This window comes from Enhygromyxa salina, from assembly GCF_002994615.1.
Taxonomy (GTDB): domain Bacteria; phylum Myxococcota_A; class Polyangia; order Nannocystales; family Nannocystaceae; genus Plesiocystis; species Plesiocystis salina_A.
On record NZ_PVNK01000170.1, the window covers coordinates 40,855 to 60,547 of the forward strand.

The following is a 19,693-nucleotide window of genomic DNA, read 5'->3' on the forward strand; positions in this document are numbered from 1 at the left end:
CGGCGATGGCCCGCGATCGGATCTTCATCACCGAGCTCCGCGTCGACTGCATCGTCGGCGTGTTCGCCCATGAGCGCGATCGAACGCAGCCGCTGCTCGTCGATCTCGAGCTCGGCCTCGACACCGCCGCCGCGGCCTACAGCGGGCGGATCGGCGCGACCTGTGACTACGGGCGGGTCGCCGACGAGGTCGCGACCTTGCTCGAGTTTCGCCGCTACAAGCTGCTCGAGGTCGCCGCCGGCGAGCTCGCGGCCATGCTGATCGGCGTCCACCCGATGATCGACGAGGTCCGCGTGCGCCTCAACAAGCCGCAGGCGCTGCAGGGCCGGGCCCGCGAGGCCGGCGTCGAGGTTCATCGCCACGCCCGCGAGCTCGTGCGCATGCGCGAGCACAACGAATTTGGCGAGGTCGAGATCCTCCATCAGAGCCGCGAGGCCGGGCTCTATCTGCTCCACATCGAGCCCGGGCGGGAGATCCCGGCCCACTACCATCAGATCATGCGCGAGCTCGAGTGGCTGGTCGACGGCGCGATCGAGCGCGACGGCGAGCGCCTCCGGGGCTTCGCGCCGGTCGTGTGGCGCAAGCACCGGGTCCACCGCTACGTCAACGTTGGCCCGCGTCGGGCGACCTTGTTTTGCTGCGACATCCCGCCCTTCGTGCCCGAAGACGAGATTGTGGTTTAGCAGCCCGGGCTGCAATGCCTCGCGCCCGGTACAGCGGCGTTTTGGCTTCGCGCCCTCAGCGAAAATTCCGGCGCGAGGCGACACGATGCATTGCACTCCGGGCTGCTAGCAGCCCGTGGTGCTAGCGCGGCGATGGACGACCCCGCTCCGAACCAGGCGCGTGATCGGAGACTGGGCGGCTGAGGGGGCGCGCCGCCGAGCCGCCAAGCCCCGAGCCGGAGCTGATCGCCGAGCTCGAGTCGAGTGCCCGGTGCTGCACGGTCGCGGTCTCATTCGTCGCCGACAGCGTCCCCCGAGCTTCGTCGAGATCCCCTCGTACCCGGATCGAGCCTGCTCAGAACTCGAGCGCGACGCCGACTCCACCACCGCCCGGCATCCAGGTCGGTCCGAGCCCGGTGAGTCGCGGCCCGCCACCGACGTGCGCCGCTCGGCCGCCGAGCTTGCCCTGCCGAAGCATGCGCAGGGTGAGGAGGGCCGCCCCTCCGATCAGCAGGACGCTGCCGGTCACGAAGCCGGCCGCGGAGAGCTTCCTTCGAGTCGCGAGCTGATCTTCGAGTTCGGGAGGGCAAAGCGCGACGCCGCTGCAGCTGAAGTTGCTACCGAAATACTCGCTGGGGATGGACGGCTGTTGGTTCCCAGCTGCGTCGAGCTCGCTGCGGGTGCTCGTGGCCATGCCGGCGCCGACGGTCCCGAGGGCCAGCCCGGCGCCGCCGAGGGCGAGAAGGACCGCGCCGCCGATGAGCAGGTTTTTGTCGTCCTTGTCGTCCTCGCTGGGCTTGTCGTCCTCGTCGAAGCTGAAGGGATCTTCGCTCTCGGCGGGCTCGGCGACGGCGTTGAGCTTTGTCCAGCTCGCCTGGCTCGCGCACCCGCTCGCGTCGATCTCCTCGATCAAGCGCTGGGCCTCGTCGAGCTCGTCGAGGTGCTTGTCGCTGTCGCCGTAGGTCAGGAAGTGGAGCAGGTACTCCTGGGCGCGGTCGCAGTCGCCGGCCTCGTAGGCGGCGACGGCGACCTTGTGGGCGAAGCCGTGCTTGCTGGGGACGAGGTAATAGGCCTGCTCGTAGTAATCGGCGGCCTCGGCCCATTTGCCCCGCCGGGTCAACCTCTCGGCCGCGACATACAGCTTCTTGGCGTGCTCGAGCCTCTCGTCCTCGTCGAGCTGGGCGTTGCTGGCGGGGGTGGTCACCGCCAGTGGCTGCCGCGCCAAAGTGGTGACGGGAAGCGCGAGGGTCAGCGAGACCGTCAGCGGGATGCGGATGAGGTGCATGAGGCGGGACATGGCGAGGCGATGGGCGAGCGACTCGAGCCATTGTCAATGAGGCGGCCATGAGCCGTTAAGTGCCAATCGATCCGGCGGCGACATGGCATCGAGAGCCGATGATGCGCCGGGTGTCACGCATTGCTGCGTGTCGATATTGTTCCGCTCGTCGCTCGCGTTGGCGCCGTGGCCTCGCCGAGCGCGTGGCTCGCCCGGCGCGAGCGAGCTCGGCGCCTAATCGTTGGGGATCCAGCTCAGGGTGCCCAAATCAGGCACCTCGATGGTCTCCGGGCTGAGCAGATCCTCGACAACCCAAGGGTCGTCGGGCGACGGACCGAGGCGCGCGTAGCAGAGCCCCCCGGGAGCGATCCGGAGGCTCGCCGCGTACCCGAGCGAGACGTAGGCGTTGTCCTGGGGCCGCATGATCTGGAACGAGCCGCCGAGCAGGGCCTCCATCGGCGGCGGATCCCAGACCCCGGGGCAGCTGCCGGTCTCGCTGGCGGTCAGCCAATAGGTGCCTTCGTGCATCCCGAGGTAGAGCCCGGCGAATTGGCTGACCGGCAGGCTCAGCTCGGCTGGCGCCCAAGCATCGTTGGGGCCGACCAGCTCCCAGATGTTCGCGCTCGCGGCGTCACGCCAGACCGTAAACAGCTCGCCTTGCGTCCCGACGACAGGCTGCGTCACACAGCCAGTGGCCGAGTGCCCCTGTGGCGGGATCATCAAGACGTCGTTGCTGGTGTCGTCCTCGGCCAGATGCAACCAGCGGTGCTGGTCGTTGTTGCTCACCCGGACCAGCACGTCGTGGCCATGACCGCGCAGGGCCAGGGAGCTGACGGTCCAGTCGCCGAACAGGTAGGGTTCGAGCTCCGGCCACGGCCGCAGCGTCACATCGTTGGCGTGCTGCTCGACGACGTGGAGCTCACCGTTGATTGAGCTGAGGTAGATGAACAGCGACTCGGAGCGCAGCCATGTGCCGATGTCGTCGGCCCAGATCGTGTGGACGATGTCAGCCTCCTGCTTGGTGACCACGTTGCGGAACCGGGGATAGCTCCAGCCCTCGCCAACCTCGATCGCCATCCAGTCGTCGGGCATGACGGGGCCCACGGCCACGCCGACGAAATGATCGACCAACCCGTCGGGCCCGAGCACACGCGAGTAGCCGTTGTCCGACTCGTCGGCGGGTGAATAGCCGAAGAAGGCCACGCGCCCATCCGAGGCCACAAAGGGCGGTCGCCCTTCGGGTTCCCACACGTCATCGGCGAACTCCCACACGACCGCCCCCGTGTCGCGGTCGTAGACGCGGTAGTGCGCGCGGGTGTGCTCCATGCCGCCGCCGAGGTCATCGTAGACCGCGACAAACAGGGACTCACCGCGCGTGTCCATGACCAGGTCGAGGACGGCGTCGTCGGCCGCCGCGGGCAAGCTGGTGTCGAGTTCGATCGTGACCGCGTCGTTGCGCAGCAGCGAGACCGTGAGGGTGTCCTCGTCGAGCAGGGTCATGATCCCACGCCCCGGCTCCCAGCCACACGGGCCCTCGGGCTCCTCGCCCGTGTCCGTCTCGCCGGACTCGCCGGACTCGCCGGACTCGCCGGACTCGCCGGACTCGCCCGAGTCCGTGTCACCGGACTCGCCGGACTCGCCGGACTCGCCGGACTCGCCGGAGTCCGTGTCGCCGGACTCGCCGGACTCGCCGGAGTCCGTGTCGCCGGACTCGCCGGACTCGCCGGACTCGCCGGACTCGCCGGAGTCCGTGTCGCCCGACTCGTCGGTGCTCGAGTCGGTCTCGGTGTCGCCTGTGCTCGAGCTGGTGTCGGGGTCGCCTGTGCTGCTGGTGTCGGTGTCAGTGTCGGTGTCGCCTGTGCTGCTGGTGTCGGCGCTGGTCTCCGATGTCGAATCGGAGACCTCGCCGCCCGGCTCGACGCAGCCAACCACGGCCGCGAGGCTCAGCACAAAGGGAGGAGCAAGGAGCCGAGACCTTCGTTGCGCTGTCATCACATCCACGATAGCATTCACCGGTCCTCGCTGGCGCGTAGACGCCTCAGGAGCACGCGTCGGTCCAGGGTGACCATGGGAGCTCCTGCTGCCGGCCTTCGGCCCCCTGTGTCCACGCGACCGATTGAAGTGAATCGCCGTATTCGAACAAAGAGAGTGTGATATGATGCACGGGCCGGGAGATGAAGAAAATACGTGGTTCCGGCATAAAGCGATGAGGACCAGACAATGCAGCTGACCACAAAGCGATATCCCACGCGCACACCGAACGCTCTTCGCCTGCTAGCGATCTCCTCGTGTCTGTTGTTGAGCGGGCTCGTCGCCTGCGACTCCGAGTACGATCTGCCCACCGACATCGATCTGCTCGTTGACGGGGACGCAGAAGCCTCAAATGACGCCGAGTTCGAAGTCGAGGCCGACGACACCTCGGTCGAACACTCGGGCGAAGCGAACTCGGCGTCGGGGCTGGCCCTGAACCCTGGCGCGCAGCCTGATCCGGTCCCTGACATCCACCCATCCCGCTCCTGCTCTCTCGATTCCCATTGTTACGACCACTGTGCCTGCAGTGGTGGCTACTGCGTACCGCACGGCGTCAGTCCCCTACCGCCGCCCGAGGTCTGTAGCTACCCCCCAGAGTTTTGGAGCGGTGACTACGTGTCTTGCTCGAACTCAGGTGATTGTGCAGATCATTGCACCTGTAACACCTTGGGGTCGTACGGTAGCTACTGCCAGCCCTTCGGAGTCGGGCCGCATCCGCCCTTGTCCTCGTGCGAGCCCGAGGATGGCGATAGCGGCGGTGGCTCAGGCGGTGGCTCAGGCGGTGGCTCTGGTGGTGGCAGCGGCGGCATCATGCAATAGTGCGAGCCGGCTGGTCTACGCTTCGGACTGTTAGTCCGGTTGCAATGCCGCGGCAAGAAGGTCGAGGTGCCCGCGCGGAGGACCGCAGACGCGCGTGCTCCTGGCCGAGCGAGCCGCGAGCAATTGTGCGACGTGCCGGAACAAGCGCGACGACAGCGAGGCCGCGCCCGTGGCCCTGCGCAAGCGCCTGCGGCTGAGCCGGCCGCCGCGGCGGATGGAGTGAGCGAGCTGACCGTGGTTCACGGGGGCAACCGCCACACCGAAGTCCTCGGCCCAGCTCAGTCCTGGGGCGAGCTCGAGCCTCCCAGCGAAGCGACGCTGCAGGTCACGCTCGACTGCGCCCCCGAGCGCAGCCCCGGCGGGATGGTCCCGCCGAACCGCGGGGGCCGGTGGTTCGGTTCCCTGCCCTCGACGAGAAGCCCGGCGCGAGACGACACGGTGGGTTGCACCACGGGCTCCTACCCCTAAATCAAGGCGAGCGCGGCCCGCCGGGGCTATCGGCTCCGACGCCTCGCGGACCGGGGCCGCGGCGGCTCGGCGGTCAGGGGATCGAGGGGCCAGTCGTGCTTGGGGTAGCGACGGCTCAGGCGCTTGCGCTGGTCCGGGTAGTGCTCGCGCCAGAACGCGGCGAGATCGCTGGTCACGGCGATGTCGTGACGGTTGGGCGCGTGCAGGTGGAGGACCAGGGCGACGGCGCCGTCGAGGATCCGCGGGCCGCGGGCCATGCCGAAGAAGTCCTGGACGCGGGACCCGACCCAGGGCGCACGGTCGGGCTCGTAGTGGATCGTCAGGCGGCGACCGCCGGGCAGGGTCACCCGCTGCGGCGCGAGGCGATCGAGGGCCCGGTGATCTCCCGCCCGGGCCCCGAGCTCGGCGCTGAGCAGCGCGGGCACGTTGGCGCGCGCGAGCTCGGCGAAGCTGGTCTTGCCGACGCAGGCGGTCGCGAGCACCGCGTCGATCAGGGCGTCGTCGAGGATCGGGAACTCGGGCCGATGCTCGCGGACGAAGCGGGCGCGCAGCTGCAGCTGGGTCAGCGCCTCGGCCTGGGCCTCGCCGCACGCTCGCCCGAGCCCGAGCGAGCGGGCCGCGTCGAGCAAGACCCGCGCGGCCTCGGCCTCGGGCAGCTTGGCCATGGCCGACGACTCGATCGTGAGCTTGCCGTAGCGCAGCGCCGACTCCCCGACCACGCGCCCGCGGTCGGGGTCGAAGCGCAGGGCCTGGGTGTCGGTGACCGCGTCGGTGAACAGATCCACGAGCCACTCGGGGTCGATCGCCGCCGCGCTGCGGACGAGCGCGCGCCGACGGGTGCCCTCGCGGCGCTCCTCGCTGCGCAGGGCCACGACCCAGCTCGCCCGCACGCCGCTCTCACGCGAGAGCTCGGCGCTGCCTCCGAACGCGAACACCAGCGTGCGTTGATCGTGCTCGTCGACCCGGACCTTGGCCACGCGATCGGGGTGGGCCACGAGCAGGGCCTGGCGCAAGGCGCGATCGCGGGCCTTGGCGCGGGTCGGCCGTGGACCTGCGTGGGCTCGCAGTGACCCTCGCCTGCGGACGAGGTCGCGCAGCTGCTTGGTCGCGCGCTCGACCGCGGCGCGCGTGCTCGAGGCTCCGGCGTCGGGAGGTCGCCCGAGCAGCTCGATCTCGTCGAGGATGTCGGCGTCGGTCGTGCGCGGCGCGGCGCGGGTGTGAGCTCCACGCCCGCGCCGCAAGGGGCGCTCGGCGAGCAGCGCCGCGGCCGTGGCCGCGAGCTCGCCGACCCCGAGCTCGAGCCCGGCGATCATCAGGCGCGCGAGCCGGGGGTGGAGCGGAAAGCCGAGCATCGCCCGGCCGACCTCGCGCAGCTCGCCGCGGCCGTCGATCGCCCCGAGCGCCCGGAGCAGCTCGCTCGCGACGGTGAGGGTCGCGGGCGCGGGCGCCTCGAACCACGCGAAGGCCTCGGGCGCGTGGACGCCCGCGGCCGCGAGCTCGAGGACCGGGCCGGCGAGGTCGAGGCGACGGATCTCGGGCAGCTGGTGCTCGGGTCGGTGATCGTGATCGTGGCGAGCGTAGAGGCGGATGCACAGGCCCGGGCGGGTCCGGCCCGCTCGCCCGGCCCGCTGGGCCGCCGAGGCCCGGGAGATCGGCGCGAGGCTCAGGCGCGGGAGCCCGCTGCCCGGGTCGAAGTCGGCGACGCGGGCGAGGCCGCTGTCGACGACCGCGACGACGCCGTCGATCGTGATCGAGGTCTCGGCCACGTTGGTGCTCAAGATCAGCTTGCTGCCCGAGCTCGGCGCCACGGCCCGGTCCTGCTGCTCGCGCGCGAGCTGTCCGTGGAGCGTGAGCAGCTCGAGCCCGGCCCGCTCGGCCAGGGGCGCGCACTGCTGCGCGCAGGCCTGGATCTCTCGGGCGCCAGGCAAGAACACCAGCGCGTGACCCGGCGCCGCCGGGTCGCCGATCAGGCCGCGCTCGATCAGCTCGCGGACGGCCGACGCGACCCGACGCTCGAGCGGGACCGGTGCGTGGCGCGAGCGAGGGCTGCGGTGCTCGATCTCGACCGGGAAGCTCCGGCCCTCGGTCCGGAGGCGCGCGGCGTCGAGGAAGTCGGCGACCGGCTCGGCGTCGAGCGTCGCCGACATCGCGAGCAGCCTCAGCGGCCGCGGCCCGTCCGGCGCTGGGTTCGGGTCAGGCGGGCGGCCGCGGAGCTGGAGCCGACGGAGCAGCGCGAGGGCGAGATCACCGTCGAGGTGGCGCTCGTGAAACTCGTCGAGGACCACCGCGTCGACGCCGGCCAGCTCGGGGTCGTCGCGCAGGCGCCGAAGCAGCACGCCCTCGGTCATGAACCACAGTCGGGTCTGGCTCCCCCCGGCGTGGTCAAAGCGCACGCGGTAGCCGACCCGACGCCCGACTCGCTCGCCGAGCAGCGCGGCCGTGCGCGTCGCAGACATCCGCGCCGCCAGCCTCCGCGGCTGCAGGACGATGATCTGACCGTCGCCGAGCTGACCGTGCTCGAGCAGCGCGAGCGGCACGATCGTCGTCTTGCCCGCGCCAGGCGGCGCCTCGATGACCACGTTGCCGCGGCGCGCCGCTTCGAGGGTCGCCGCCAGGATCCCCGCGATCGGGAGCCCGCCCGCGAGCGCTTCGAGATCGAGGCTCACGGGCGGAGGTTAGTCTCGATCTCGGCCCGCGTTGTAAAACTAGGCAAAATTGAAAAATCAATTCAATATCTATGTGAGCGACAGTCGTTTGAAACCGGTCATTTGTAGTGGTATCGACGCATATTGATTTGCTCTTTCAACAAAAAGGAGCCCAGCGATGACCCTCGATGAGCTCGACCTGGGCCAGCGCGCGCAGGTGCGCGCGGTCACTGGGCGAGGGTCGATGTCGGTCCGGCTGCTCGAGATGGGCTTCGTCCCTGGTGTCGAGGTCGCGCTGGTCAAGCGCGCCCCGCTCGGGGATCCGCTGGAGCTGCGCCTGCGCGGCTACCACGTGTCGCTGCGCCGCGCCGAGGCCCGGCGTGTCGAGATCTCGGGGGTGGGCGCGTGACCCGTCCCGTGCGCGTCGCGGTCGCCGGCAACCCCAACGTCGGCAAGACCAGCCTGTTCAACCTGCTGACGGGCTCGCGCTACAAGGTCGGCAACTACCCGGGGATCACCGTCGAGACCCGCGAGGGGTCGCTCCGGGCTGCGGGCGCGACAGCTGCGGGGGCGCCCGCGCCCGTGCTCGTGGATCTTCCGGGCACCTACAGCCTCACGCCCTTCGCCGAGGACGAGGCGGTCGCGTTTCGGACCCTGACGGGGATCCGCGGCGAGCGGCGCCCGGACGCGGTGCTCCTGGTCCTCGACGCCAGCAACCTCGCGCGCAACCTCTACCTGGCCCTGCAGGTGTTCGAGCTCGGGCTGCCCTGCGTGGTCGCGCTCAACATGGTCGACCTCGCGCGCGACGCGGGCGTCGGCGTCGAGCCCGAGCTGCTCGCGGCCGCGCTCGGGGTCCCGGTCGTCGCGACGGTCGCCCGGACCGGCGAGGGCCTCGACGAGCTCGCCGCCTGCCTCGGCCAGCTCGAGCCGGGCGCGGGCACCGAGCCTCGGCTGGTCGAGCCCGGCGCCGATCAGCCCGCGCTGCGCGGCTGCCTCGCCGAGCTGGAGGCGGGCGCCGAGCTGAGGGGCGCGCGCGCGCGGTGGCTGCTGGCCGCCGAGGCCGCGGGTCAGCTCGAGCTGTGTGGCGCGAGCCCGGTCGAGCGCGAGCAGCTCGCGCGCCTCGAGCCCGGCGCGGTCGCGGACGCGATCCGCGAGCTCGTCGAGCTTCGCTACGCCGAGGTCGATCGTCTCCTCGCCGAGCTCCCGACGGCCGAGCTCCCGGCGGCCGAGCGCGGGCCCTCGGACCGGGCGGGGCGTTCAAAGCTCGCGGGCGACGACAGCCGCGCGCCCGCGATGCGCCGCTCGGCCAAGATCGACGCGGTCTTGACCCACCGCGTGCTCGGCCCGCTGACCTTCTTGTTGGTCATGGCGCTGATCTTCCAGTCGATCTTCTCGTGGGCCGATCCGATCATGGGCTGGATCGAGGCCGGGGTCGGGGCGCTCTCGGGCCTGGTCGCGGACGTCCTCGGGCCCGGGCTGTTCACGGATCTGCTGACCGAGGGCGTGCTCGCCGGGGTCGGCAACGTGGTCGTGTTCGTGCCCCAGATCGCCTTGCTCTTCCTGTTCATCGGGCTGCTCGAGGACTCCGGCTACATGGCCCGGGCCGCGTTCATCATCGATCGCCTGATGGCCCGGGTCGGGCTCAACGGCAAGGCCTTCGTGCCCCTGCTGTCGGGTTACGCCTGCGCGATCCCGGCGATCATGAGCACCCGGACGATCTCCTCGTTCAAAGATCGGGTCGTCACGATCTTGATGATCCCCTACATGAGCTGCAGCGCGCGGCTGCCCGTGTACACCCTCCTGATCGGCGCGCTCTTCGTCGCCAACGCGCGGGTCCTCGGGCCCTTCACCTCGGGCGGGCTGATCTTGCTGTCGATGTACCTGCTGTCGACGCTCTCGGCCCTGGCGCTCGGGGCGATCTACAAGCGCACGCTGCTCGTGAGCCCGACCCCGCCGCTAGTCCTCGAGCTGCCGCCCTACCGGTTGCCGCGGGTGCGCGACACCCTCCGCCAGGTCTGGGATCGGACCGCCGACTTCCTCCGCGACGCGGGCACGATCATCTTGGCGGTCACGATCGTGCTGTGGGGGCTGCTGAGCTTCCCGCGCGTCGACGAGGCCGAGCTCGGGCCGGGCGAGACCGCGATCGAGCACTCGGTCGCCGGGCGCGTCGGCAAGGCGCTCGAGCCCGCGCTCGAGCCGATCGGCCAGGACTGGCGCATGGGCATCGGCCTGATCGGCAGCTTCGCCGCCCGCGAGGTCATGGTCTCGACCCTCGGGCTCGTCTACGGGATCGAGAACGCAGACGAGGACGACGCCCCGCTGCGCGAGGTCATCCGCGAGGCCGAGGCCGAGGACGGCAGCCCGCGCTACACCAAGCTCTCGGGCCTCGCGCTGATGGTCTTCTTCGTCTACGCCTGCCAGTGCATGTCGACGCTGGCGGTCGTGCGGCGCGAGACCCGAAGCTGGCGGTGGCCGGCCTTCATGCTCGTGAGCATGACCGTCATCGCCTACCTCGCCGCGCTCGTGGTGTTTCAGGGCGGGCGCTTGCTCGGGCTCGGCTGAGAGGCGGCTAGATCGCTAGCCAAGCGCCCGACAGCGCTGGCGTGGTCGGCCAGCGGGCGACCCCTGGCCGCGCCGCGCGGGTCGCCACGAGCGACGAGAGCTCGCCGCTAACCGCCCAAGATCAAACGAGCTTTGCCGCGGTCGCGGCTCATGTGGCGCGAGCTTTGCTCATGTGAGGGGCGCGTGCATCGGAACATGGCAACCATTCCAAGCGCCCGCCCCGACCTGTCGGTGGTGCCCCGGCCCGAGCGCTGCACCGTGAGTGCGCGCTGGCGAGGCCGGGAGTTCGGGAGGCGGGCCCGGTAAACGCAGCCGAGCACCTGAGGGGGTGCTCGGTGTTCACGGCCCTGGTTGGGTGGAGACAAGAGGGACTCCACCCGACCAGGGTCGCCTTTTTGGTTGGCGCTCAAAGGGCGTTGTTGCGGCCGTCGTTGCAGACCTTCTCGCCGCCGGACAAGGGCGTGGTCGCGCAGCGGTACTCGCCGGGGCCGGCCCAGAAGGTGTCCTCCTCGTTCCAGCGACAGTCGCGGTCGGACTCGCAGGCGAGCAGGCAGACCTTGCTGCGGATCGTCGGCACGCCGCCGTTGCCCTCGATGACCTTGTCGACGAGCACGTGGCCCGCGGGGCACGAGTTGACGCTGCCGTAGTCGCCGATCGGCCCGGCCGGGCACAGGTCGCCGTCGCACTCGAGCGCGATCATCTGGCAGTCGCCGCCGGCCGCGTAGACCAGGTTGTTGCCGATGTACTCCCACGAGCGGTTGCAGCCGACCTCGGTCCCGGCGATCGGCTCCATGTTGGTGCAGTTTTGGATGTCGCCCTCGCTGACGTTGAACAGCGGGTCGACCTCCTCGCCGTCCTCGAACACGGTGCAGGCCGCGTGGACGGCCATGGTGTTGGCCGTGCACGAGGTCGTGCACGCGTCCTTGCTGTCGGCGTTGCCGTCGTCGCAGTCCTCGCCGGGGTCGAGCTGGCCGTCGTTGCAGGTCGCGAGGACCATCGAGCAGTCGTCGATGCAGTCGCTGGCGGCGTAGGGCGCGAACTCCGTCACGTTGTTGCCGTCGTCGCAGACCTCGCCCTCGTCGAGCACTCCGTTGCCGCAGTCGCCGAAGGGCATCGGATCCCCGTCGCCGTCCCCGGGGTCGCCGTCCCCGTCCCCGGGGTCCCCGTCGCCGTCCCCGGGGTCGCCGTCCCCGTCCCCGGTCTCGGACGCCGTGTCGCCGGACTCCGCGGGCGCGTCGTCGCTGCACCCGTACGCCACGCTGGCAGCCAAGAGCACGACGAGGGGGACGGAGGGAGAGCGCAAGAAGCGATTCATGAGGCGAGGATAGGTCCAGCGCCAAACACGCACAGGTGACCGCGATCACATTTCGTCGTTTCGGCCTCTTCGCCAACCTGCTAGCTTCTCCGCGTGGACGACGAGATCCAGACCGAGGCGGTCGCGGAGATCAACGTGACGCCGATGATCGACGTGCTCTTGAGCCTGTTGATCATCTTCATGGTCGCGGCCAAGCCGCCGCCCAAACACAAGCAGCCGATCTCGATCCCGCAAGATCCGATCGAGCAGACCGAGAACGATCCCGACGCCACGCTGCTCGTGAAGATCGACGCGGACGGGGCCGTGCAGATCGGCAAGACCCCCGTCGCGGGTGACCACGCCGCGCTCGTCGCCGCGCTCGAGGCCAGCGAGAAGGCCCAGTCCGACGGACGCGTGGCCGTGAAGGCCGACGACAAGGTCCCCTACGGCTCGGTCATCGACGTCATGTCGGCCGCCCGCGAGGCCGGGATCGACCACGTCGGCATCGCGAGCGAAAAGCTCTAGCTCGAGCGGCAGACCGAAGTCCGTCATGCACGGCACGGACTTCGGGTCGGGTCTGCGGTACCAGGTTTCTCGCTAGCGCCGGGCGGCGGCGACGAGCTCGCCGAGTCGGGTCAGGCCGAGCTCGACCTCTTCGATGCGGGGCCCAAAGCTCAGGCGCACGAAGCCCGCGAGGCGCGAGGCGATGTGCTCCCGGCGCTTGCCCGGGTCGACGTCGAAGAACGCTCCGGGCACGCAGATGACCTCGCGCTCGAGCGCCGCGCGGAACAAGGCCATCCCGTCGCACAGCGGCTCGGGCAGCTGGCGCAGATCCGCGAAGCAGTAAAACGCGCCCTCGGGCCCGCCGTCGTCGGACCCGGCCACGCCGATGCCCATGGCCGCGAGGCGCTCGAGCATCAGCGCGCGCTTGGCCGCGAACGCGCGCTGGATCGCGGCGGCCTCGCGGTCGGCGACCGCGGGCTCGAGCAGGGGCAGGGCCGCGCGCTGGACGCAGTGGGGCGCGCCGCCGTCGAGGAAGCTGCCGGCCGAGCCGACCCGCTCGATCACGGACTTGGGCCCCACGGTCCAGCTCAGGCGCAGGCCGGGGTAGCGCCAGTTCTTGGTCAGGCCGTCGACGACGACGACCGGATCGCGGTCGACGTCCTCGACCCAGGCCGCGGCGCTGATGCTCCGGGGCAGCTCGCCGCGGGTGGGGCCGTGGACGCGCAAGCTCGGGGGGCCGTAGACGTAGTGGGCGTAGAACTCGTCGACGATCAGCGCGCAGCCGAGCTTGCTCGTGGTCGTGACCCAGCGACGCAGATCTTCGCCGGCGATCAGCCTGCCCGTCGGGTTGCAGGGGTTGGACAACAAGATCGCCCCGAGCCCGCTGCCGACGATCGCCTCGCGCAGGGCCTCGGGCGAGAGCCGAAAGCCGTCGCGCTCGTGGAGCACGATCGGGATCGGCACGAACGCGCGGAACACATCGAGCAGCTCCTCGTAGGCGGTGTAGTCCGGCAGCACGTGGCCGAGGTTGACGCGGCCGAGCGCGGTCGCGATCCGGGTCAGCCCGACCCGACCGCCCGACGCGATCGCCACGTTCTCGGCGCTGTAGCGGCTGGCCAGGCCCCGGCGGTAGCGATGGTTGTAGAGCTCGGCGACGGCCTCACGCAGCTCCCACATCCCCGCGACCGCGGCGTACTCCGAGACCTCGGCGTCGAGCTCGATCGTCTCGAGCCGCGGCGCGCAGTCGGGCAGCTCGCCGGTCTCGGGCGCGCCCTGGCCGAGGTTGCACCACTCGGGGTGGCCGTAGCGGAAGCCCCGCTTGGCGGCCTCGGCCATCACGTAGATCACCCCGGTGCGCGGCACCGAACGAAACATCGACGCCGCTTTTGACGAGCTCGCCATCGAGCCCTGCTACCGCCGACCCCAGCTTGACGCAAGCCCGGCCCAAGCTCGAGTCAGCCCGAGTCAGCTCGAGCTGAGCTCAGGGGGTCGGCACGCCGAACTTGATCTGCAGAAACACCACCAGGCTCACGAGCGCGATCGCCAGCAACAGAGCAAACCAGGCCATGGCGGGCAGGCCCGGAATCGGGGGATGTTCGTCGTACTTCTGATCGGCCATCGGCGGAACCTCGCGACCGCGATTACACCACAATGGCCCGGGGGCCAAGCGCAAGAATCATACTTGCGACAGCTCACGGCCCGTGGGCGGCGCCTCGCGGGCTCAGTCCTGGCCGTCTTCGCGGGATCCGCTCGCGTTGGCCTCGGCCGGGACCAGGCTCGGGGAGCCGACGGGCGTCTCGGGCAGCATGCGCCGAAACATGCCCTCGCCGTGCTCGCCCTCGACGAGCGCGAGGCGGCGCGACTTGGCCTCGCTGGCCAGGCGCGTACCCGGGAACGCCTTGGTCGCCTGCTCGTAGGTCTCGGCCGCGAGCTGGCGCTCGCCGAGGTGCTCGTAGGCCTGGCCGAGGTGATACAGGTAGACGACCCGGGCGGGGTTGTAGGCCAGCGAGCTCAGCCCGCGCTCGAGCAGCGGTCCGGCCTCGCGCGCGCGGCCCATGCGGACCAGGCACAGGCCCTCGAGCGCTCGCCAGGCGTCGGCGACGAGCTCGCGGTAGCGGGGCGGGACGTGGTCGAGGCAGGCGTCGCGGTCTTCGCGGATCTTGGCCAGGCGGTCCTCGTCGGGGGTCCCGGTCAGGATCGCGAGCTCGTGGCGGCCGAAGTTGGCGAGGGCCTGGAGGTGGGGCGACAGCCCGGTGTCGTCGGCTCCGTAGATCTCGCGGGCCTCGTCGAGGCGCCACTCGGCCACGAACAGACCGCCGAGCTGGGCGCGCGCGAGCCACTGGCGCTCGACGCTGACGGCCTCGCCTGCGGCCGCGAGCGCGAGCTGCTTGCGCAGGTTCATCTCGATCTCGCGCTGCTGACCGGTCGCGATCGCGTGGCGCATGTTCTCGGCCGCGTACAGAGCTCGGTTCTGGCGGTCGCGGCTGACCATCCAGGCTCCGAGCGCGGTCCCGAACGCGAGCGAGAACAACGCCGCGATCTCACCTTCGCAGCCCGGGAGAAACACGAGCGCGAGGGCTAGCCAGCGCTCGTCGACGGGGATCCGGCGCGACACTGCTAGCAGTGTAGCGCGACCTCGCCAGGGTGTCCGGACACACGGTCAGCGCAAAAAGAACCGACGTCGGGATCGAGCGGTCGCGGGACCGAGTGTCCGCGCGGGCGGCGGCCACCCGCTCTGCTAAGGTCCACGCCCGAGTCGGGCAGCCCCGACAGACGAGTCGCGTCCAGGAGACGAGAGAGAGATCATGACCACCGACCCTGCTCGCCCCGGGCCCCGCGACTTCGAGGTCATCAGCTTCGACTGCTACGGCACCCTGATCGACTGGGAGTCGGGGATCCTCGCCGCGATGCAGCCGGTGATCTCGCGCCATGACCTGGTCAGCCGGCCCGACGAGATCCTCGCGGCCTACGCCCGGGCCGAGTCGGCGGTCGAGGCCGGCCCCTACAAGCCCTACCGCGAGGTCCTGCGCCGGACCTTCGCGGGGATGGCCAAGGATCTCGGCTTCGCGCCCCAGGCCGACGAGCTCGAGACCCTGGTCGAGGCGCTGCCGCGCTGGGAGCCCTTCCCCGACACGCTCGCGGGCCTGCGCGCGCTCGCGGCCGCGGGCCACAAGCTAGCGATCATCTCCAACGTCGACGACGACCTGTTCGCCGCGACCGCGCGGACGCTCGAGGTCGAGCTCCACGCGGTCGTGACCGCGGCCCAGGCTCGCTGCTACAAGCCCGGCGACGCGATCTTCGAGCGCGCGTTCGAGGTCTTCGGCGTCGCCCCGGGCCGCCTGCTCCACGCGGCCCAGAGCCGCTATCACGACCTCGTGCCCGGGCGGCGGCACGGCGTGCAGACCGTCCATGTGGTCCGCGACAGCGGCCGCGGTGACGTGGGCGCGGCACCGAGCGTCGACCCGCTCGACGCGGCCGAGCCCGACTGGAGCGTTCCGGATCTCGCCGGGCTCGTCGCCCTCGTCGGAGCCTAGCGAGCATGGCCGCGCGACCTCGGAGCCGCTCGCTCGAGACCCTCGAGGCCAAGCTCGTGCGCTGTCGTGACTGCGCGCGCCTCGTCGAGTGGCGCGAGCGGGTCGCTCGCGACAAGCGGGCGGCCTACGCCGACGAGCGCTACTGGGGTCGGCCGGTCCCGGGCTTTGGTGACCCCGAGGCCAAGCTGTTGATCGTTGGGCTCGCGCCCGCGGCCCACGGCGCCAACCGGACCGGCCGCATGTTCACGGGCGACCGCTCGGGCGACTGGCTCTACCGCGCCCTCCACGAGGTCGGGTTCGCCAACCAGGCCGCCTCGACCGCGCGCGGCGACGGGCTCGAGCTGCGCGGCGCGTGGGTCACCTCGATGGTCAAGTGCGCGCCGCCGGACAACAAGCCCGCGACGACCGAGCGCGACGCCTGCATGTCGTGGGCGCTCGACGAGCTGCGCCTGCTCTCGCCCACGGTCACCGTCCTCGTCGCGCTCGGGGGCTTCGGCTGGAACGGCGCGCTGCGCTTGCTTGCGAGTCGCGGCCACGCGCTCCCGCGCAAGCCCAAGTTCGGCCACGGCGCCGAGGTCGAGATCGGGCCCTACACGCTGCTCGGCAGCTATCACCCGAGCCAGCAAAACACCTTCACCAAGCGGCTGACCCGGCCGATGCTGCGCGCGGTGTTCGAGCGGGCCCGGGCGCTCGTTTGAGGGCTGCTAGTCGGCGAGCTGAAACAGGCCGACGCCAAACAGCTCGTCCGGGTCGGTCCAGATCGTCGAGCGCTCGAACCCGGCCTCGCGCGCGAGCGCGCGGATCGAGTCGAGGGTGTACTTGTGCGAGTACTCGGTCAGGATGTCCTCGCCCGCCGCGAACCGGTAGCTGTGCCCGGCCGCGTGGACGAGCTGATCTCGGGTGCTGCGGATGAAGATCTCCATTCGCGCGGGCCCGGGCTCCCAGACCGCGCGGTGCTCGAAGCCGTCGAGTTCGAAGTCGCCGTCGAGCTCGCGGTTGATCCGCGTGAGCAGGTTGAGGTTGAAGGCCGAGGTCACGCCCTGGGCGTCGTCGTAGGCGCGCACGAGCATGTCGGCCGGCTTGACCAGGTCGAAGCCGAGCAGCAGCCCGCCGGGGCGCTCGTCTCCGTCGGCGCCGACGAACGCGGCGATCGCCGAGAGCAGCTCGAGGGCCCGGGCGCGGGTGAAGTTGCCGATCGTCGAGCCCGGGAAGTACACGACGCAGCGGGCCGGGGGCTGCTTGTTCGAGGGCCGGGTCGAGGGCCGGGGCTTGGGGATCGCGAAGCCGCGGGTGAAGTCGGCGGCGACCGGCGTGACCTCGAGCCCGGGGTAGTCGGCGGCGATCGAGCTGGCGGCCGAGCGCAGGTGCTCGGCCGAGATGTCGACGGGCACGTAGCCGGTCGGGAGCTCGAGCTCGTCGAGCAGCAGCCGGGTCTTGACGCTGCTGCCGCTGCCGAGCTCGACGACCAGCGCGCCCGCGCCGATCTTGGCGGCGATCGCCGGGGCGTGCGCGCGCATCAGCGCGAGCTCCGTGCGCGTGGGGTAGTACTCGTCGAGCTCGGTGATGCGATCAAACAGCGCCGAGCCTCGCGCGTCGTAGAAATACTTGCACGGGAGCTTCTTGGGCTCGCTCGATAGCCCGAGCACCACGTCTTCGGCGAAGCTGCGCTCCTCGGATTGTGGTGCGATCGCGGGGAGCTCTCGGGCCATGCTCGGCATCATCGTGGCCAGCTTCTAGCACGGGTTCGGCGTGCTGACTGGCGACGCTCGAGCCTACGACGGCCCGGCGCGAAGGTTTCGGCGGGCCGTCGTAGGCTTCGGTCAATGGGTGCTGGGGGTGCTGGCGCGGGGGATCTTGGGGGCGCCAGGTGTGCGCACGTCGATCACGTAGAGCCCACCGTCGCGCGCGTCGACGCTGACGCGCCACTTGGGCCCGGTCGCCGTGAGCTCGAGCAGCTGCGCGATGTCGAGGTTGGGGTTGGCGAGCAGCGGCTGGAGCTGGGCAGGGTCGCCGGCGAAGCTGGCGGCGAGCAGCTGCCCGGAGGTCGCGCCGTGGCTCGCGGAGGCGGCGGTCTCGTCGAGCCAGCGCGCGAGCTGCTTGGCGGCGTCGGGGCCGACGACGATCATCCCGCCGCCGGCGCGCTCGGACCAGGCCATCGCAACGTTGAGTCGGCTCTCGCTGTCGACGAGCGCGCGGAGCTCGGCCGGCAGCGTGCTGAAGGCCTCGTGGAGCACGAACAACTCGATGTCTTCGCCGTCGCCCTTGGCGACCCGGCGGCGCAGGTTCACCTTTGGCAGGCGCGACATGAAGTTGCGCGCGACCGAGACGTTGTCGACGACCTTCTGCAGCAAGCGCACGGTCGCGACGTGGCTCTTGTTGACGTCGCTGGCCCCGTAGGCCAGGCGCAGGTGCTTGTCCGGGCCGAGGCCAACGAGGACCCGGCCATCCCAGGTTCGCAGCAGCGTGTTGAGCTTGGCCGCGAGGTCCTCACCGATCCCGCGGACGAGGAAGGGCAGCCCGCGCACGTTTCGGTTGACCTCGCTGATGACCTCGCGCACGGTCGCCTCGTGGTCCGCGTAGCGGCCGCTGACGCCCGCGCTGATGTTGGGCCCGTCGAGGAGCCCGCCGAGGGTGCCCGCGGAGATCGGCAGCTCGGCGAAGGGGTCACCGCCGTCGATCGCCTGGGCCTCGATCGCGACCTTGCTGAGGTCGCCGCGGCCGGTGACCCGCGAGAAGGGGAGGTCGACGGGGATCGGCAGCGAGCTCGGCTCGGCGGTGAAGTAGATCGGCTGCTGGCCGTAGGCGTCGGCCAGGCCCCGGGCGGTGACCAGGCCCTCGACGCTGTTGGCGAGCACGAGCGGGCCGCCGTCGCCCTCGTCGATCCACGCCAGCCACTCGCGGGACCCGGCGCGCGGGACCTCGCCGTCGGGCGCGGGGTGGCGGGGGAGCTTGACGGCCCCGAACTCGCCGACGGCCTCGAGCTCGGCGAAGCGACCGGCGAGGGACTCGCGGGCGTCGTCGCGCAGCGACAGCCGAATCACCTCCTCGCCGCCGTCGAGCACGACGTTGGCGAAGGGCGCGCGAAAGTCGATCGCGCGGGCGAGCTCGCCCGCGAGCGCGGGCTCGGTCAGGCCGCGGGTGGCCTGCTCGACCGCCGCGGCCGGGTCGAGCGGGATCGGGCTGTAGGGCGCGACCATCTCGATGGCCTGGCTCGGCGCGGCGATCCACGAGGCCGCCGCGGGCTCGCTCGGCAGCGGCAGCGGCTCGGGCAGTTGGACCTCGGCGGCCGCGTGAGCCTTGGCCTCGGGCGCCTTGCCGCCCTGGGTCGTTGGCTGACGGCAGGCGCTGGCCAGGCCGAGGGTCAGGCCGAGGGCCAGCAGCGGGACAGACCGGAGCATGCGCATCGCTCGCGAACCTAGCAGCGCGAGCGGGCCCACGCACGCCGCGTGTGCGAACACCGCGGGCGTGAATGGGATGGTCGAGTGGCCGTCGGCTCAGCCCGCCGCCGCCGCCAGGCCGAACAGGCCGAGGACCGCGAACAGGCCGATCAGCCACACGAAGGAGCGCAGGTAGTCGGCGTTGGCCAGGTAGGCGACGGCGTAGATGACCTCGCAGACCACGAAGGCGATCGCGAGCACGGCCGAGCGCCGGGGCTCCGCGCCCGCGAGGTGGGCGATGACGACCGCGGCCGCGAAGGGGGCGAAGCTCTCGCCGAGGCTGCGGTGGGCCGCGACCGCGCGGGCGCCGAAGCCCTCGAGGCGGGCGAGCTGCGCGTGCGGCTGCTTGTTGTCGAACGCCTGATCGCTACGCCCGATCGCCACGAACACCGGGACCCGAGCCAGCCAGATCAACGCGAACGCGACGATCACACACACGAAGGGGGTGGTCATGGGCTGATC

At 71.1% G+C, this 19,693-nt stretch carries 18 protein-coding genes; 8 read left to right on the forward strand and 10 right to left on the reverse strand.

What is annotated here, in order from left to right; genetic code table 11:
* Positions 1–5 precede the first annotated feature (5 nt).
* Positions 6–683 carry a dihydroneopterin aldolase gene (gene folB / locus ENSA5_RS19695; protein ID WP_106393223.1) on the forward strand — a complete coding sequence of 226 codons (678 nt, stop codon included), beginning with the start codon at positions 6–8 and terminating at the stop codon, positions 681–683.
* A 334-nt stretch (positions 684–1,017) separates the two neighbouring features.
* Here folB and ENSA5_RS19700 read toward each other — a convergent pair whose 3' ends face one another.
* Both ENSA5_RS19700 and ENSA5_RS37905 read right to left on the reverse strand, forming a co-directional pair.
* Entirely contained in the window at positions 1,018–1,959 is a 942-nt protein-coding gene (locus tag ENSA5_RS19700) for a tetratricopeptide repeat protein (protein WP_146155893.1), read from the reverse strand.
* Between the two features lie 213 nt (positions 1,960–2,172).
* Entirely contained in the window at positions 2,173–3,888 is a 1,716-nt protein-coding gene (locus tag ENSA5_RS37905) for a hypothetical protein (protein WP_181197949.1), read from the reverse strand.
* 994 nt (positions 3,889–4,882) lie between these two features.
* Here ENSA5_RS37905 and ENSA5_RS39285 point away from each other — a divergent pair.
* A complete protein-coding gene (locus ENSA5_RS39285; protein ID WP_258182933.1) occupies positions 4,883–5,011 on the forward strand; it encodes a hypothetical protein in 129 nt (42 codons plus the stop codon).
* Entirely contained in the window at positions 5,008–5,256 is a 249-nt protein-coding gene (locus ENSA5_RS19710) for a hypothetical protein (protein ID WP_106393225.1), read from the forward strand. Before ENSA5_RS39285 ends, ENSA5_RS19710 begins: the two co-directional genes overlap by 4 nt.
* Positions 5,257–5,282: 26 nt before the next feature.
* On the opposite strand, the gene hrpB is transcribed toward ENSA5_RS19710, so the two are convergent.
* Positions 5,283–7,922 (reverse strand): ATP-dependent helicase HrpB, encoded by a 2,640-nt coding sequence (gene hrpB / locus ENSA5_RS19715; RefSeq protein ID WP_181197950.1) that lies wholly within the window; start codon positions 7,920–7,922, stop codon positions 5,283–5,285.
* 157 nt (positions 7,923–8,079) lie between these two features.
* Here hrpB and ENSA5_RS19720 point away from each other — a divergent pair, with 157 nt between their 5' ends.
* Positions 8,080–8,310, forward strand: coding sequence for a FeoA family protein (locus tag ENSA5_RS19720; RefSeq protein ID WP_106393226.1), 231 nt, complete (start codon positions 8,080–8,082; stop codon positions 8,308–8,310).
* On the forward strand, positions 8,307–10,463 hold the full coding sequence (feoB, locus tag ENSA5_RS19725) for a ferrous iron transport protein B (protein WP_106393227.1): 2,157 nt from the start codon (positions 8,307–8,309) through the stop codon (positions 10,461–10,463). Before ENSA5_RS19720 ends, feoB begins: the two co-directional genes overlap by 4 nt.
* A 406-nt stretch (positions 10,464–10,869) precedes the next feature.
* Here the strand turns inward: feoB and ENSA5_RS19730 are convergent, their stop codons facing one another.
* On the reverse strand, positions 10,870–11,778 hold the full coding sequence (locus ENSA5_RS19730) for a hypothetical protein (RefSeq protein ID WP_146155894.1): 909 nt from the start codon (positions 11,776–11,778) through the stop codon (positions 10,870–10,872).
* Positions 11,779–11,871: 93 nt separating this feature from the next.
* On the opposite strand from ENSA5_RS19730, the gene ENSA5_RS19740 reads away from it, so the two are divergent.
* Positions 11,872–12,282, forward strand: coding sequence for an ExbD/TolR family protein (locus tag ENSA5_RS19740; RefSeq protein WP_106393229.1), 411 nt, complete (start codon positions 11,872–11,874; stop codon positions 12,280–12,282).
* A 72-nt stretch (positions 12,283–12,354) separates the two neighbouring features.
* Here the strand turns inward: ENSA5_RS19740 and ENSA5_RS19745 are convergent, their stop codons facing one another.
* The 3 genes from ENSA5_RS19745 to ENSA5_RS19750 form a co-directional block, all read right to left on the reverse strand.
* On the reverse strand, positions 12,355–13,662 hold the full coding sequence (locus tag ENSA5_RS19745) for a pyridoxal phosphate-dependent aminotransferase (RefSeq protein WP_106393230.1): 1,308 nt from the start codon (positions 13,660–13,662) through the stop codon (positions 12,355–12,357).
* A gap of 79 nt (positions 13,663–13,741) precedes the next feature.
* Positions 13,742–13,879, reverse strand: coding sequence for a hypothetical protein (locus ENSA5_RS37910; RefSeq protein WP_181197951.1), 138 nt, complete (start codon positions 13,877–13,879; stop codon positions 13,742–13,744).
* A gap of 102 nt (positions 13,880–13,981) precedes the next feature.
* Positions 13,982–14,875: a tetratricopeptide repeat protein gene (locus ENSA5_RS19750; protein WP_106393231.1), complete on the reverse strand. Its 894-nt coding sequence runs from the start codon at positions 14,873–14,875 to the stop codon at positions 13,982–13,984.
* 190 nt (positions 14,876–15,065) lie between these two features.
* On the opposite strand from ENSA5_RS19750, the gene ENSA5_RS19755 reads away from it, so the two are divergent.
* Together ENSA5_RS19755 and ENSA5_RS19760 are read left to right on the forward strand one after the other, a co-directional pair.
* Positions 15,066–15,794, forward strand: a complete 729-nt coding sequence (locus ENSA5_RS19755) for a haloacid dehalogenase type II (RefSeq protein WP_106393232.1) — start codon at positions 15,066–15,068, stop codon at positions 15,792–15,794.
* A 5-nt stretch (positions 15,795–15,799) separates the two neighbouring features.
* Positions 15,800–16,492 carry a uracil-DNA glycosylase gene (locus tag ENSA5_RS19760; protein ID WP_106393233.1) on the forward strand — a complete coding sequence of 231 codons (693 nt, stop codon included), beginning with the start codon at positions 15,800–15,802 and terminating at the stop codon, positions 16,490–16,492.
* 6 nt (positions 16,493–16,498) lie between these two features.
* On the opposite strand, the gene egtD is transcribed toward ENSA5_RS19760, so the two are convergent.
* The 3 genes from egtD to ENSA5_RS19775 form a co-directional block, all read right to left on the reverse strand.
* Complete coding sequence (gene egtD / locus ENSA5_RS19765; protein ID WP_181197952.1) at positions 16,499–17,503, reverse strand: L-histidine N(alpha)-methyltransferase; 1,005 nt, start codon at positions 17,501–17,503, stop codon at positions 16,499–16,501.
* Between the two features lie 111 nt (positions 17,504–17,614).
* On the reverse strand, positions 17,615–19,192 hold the full coding sequence (locus ENSA5_RS19770) for a hypothetical protein (protein ID WP_146155895.1): 1,578 nt from the start codon (positions 19,190–19,192) through the stop codon (positions 17,615–17,617).
* A gap of 96 nt (positions 19,193–19,288) precedes the next feature.
* The gene (locus tag ENSA5_RS19775; protein WP_106393236.1) at positions 19,289–19,684 is read right to left on the reverse strand and encodes an MAPEG family protein; all 396 of its coding nucleotides are present in this window, start codon (positions 19,682–19,684) and stop codon (positions 19,289–19,291) included.
* Between the last annotated feature and the right edge of the window lie 9 nt (positions 19,685–19,693).

What these genes read in the sequence shown, in the direction of transcription:
- egtD (WP_181197952.1), bottom strand. Translation starts at nt 17,503, where the DNA reads ATGGCCCGAGAGCTCCCCGCGATCGCACCACAATCCGAGGAGCGCAGC.
- ENSA5_RS19775 (WP_106393236.1), bottom strand. Translation starts at nt 19,684, where the DNA reads ATGACCACCCCCTTCGTGTGTGTGATCGTCGCGTTCGCGTTGATCTGG.
- ENSA5_RS19720 (WP_106393226.1), top strand. Translation starts at nt 8,080, where the DNA reads ATGACCCTCGATGAGCTCGACCTGGGCCAGCGCGCGCAGGTGCGCGCG.
- ENSA5_RS19700 (WP_146155893.1), bottom strand. Translation starts at nt 1,959, where the DNA reads ATGTCCCGCCTCATGCACCTCATCCGCATCCCGCTGACGGTCTCGCTG.
- ENSA5_RS19760 (WP_106393233.1), top strand. Translation starts at nt 15,800, where the DNA reads ATGGCCGCGCGACCTCGGAGCCGCTCGCTCGAGACCCTCGAGGCCAAG.
- ENSA5_RS19730 (WP_146155894.1), bottom strand. Translation starts at nt 11,778, where the DNA reads ATGAATCGCTTCTTGCGCTCTCCCTCCGTCCCCCTCGTCGTGCTCTTG.
- ENSA5_RS19770 (WP_146155895.1), bottom strand. Translation starts at nt 19,192, where the DNA reads ATGCTCCGGTCTGTCCCGCTGCTGGCCCTCGGCCTGACCCTCGGCCTG.
- folB (WP_106393223.1), top strand. Translation starts at nt 6, where the DNA reads ATGGCCCGCGATCGGATCTTCATCACCGAGCTCCGCGTCGACTGCATC.
- ENSA5_RS37910 (WP_181197951.1), bottom strand. Translation starts at nt 13,879, where the DNA reads ATGGCCGATCAGAAGTACGACGAACATCCCCCGATTCCGGGCCTGCCC.
- ENSA5_RS19755 (WP_106393232.1), top strand. Translation starts at nt 15,066, where the DNA reads ATGACCACCGACCCTGCTCGCCCCGGGCCCCGCGACTTCGAGGTCATC.
- ENSA5_RS19745 (WP_106393230.1), bottom strand. Translation starts at nt 13,662, where the DNA reads ATGGCGAGCTCGTCAAAAGCGGCGTCGATGTTTCGTTCGGTGCCGCGC.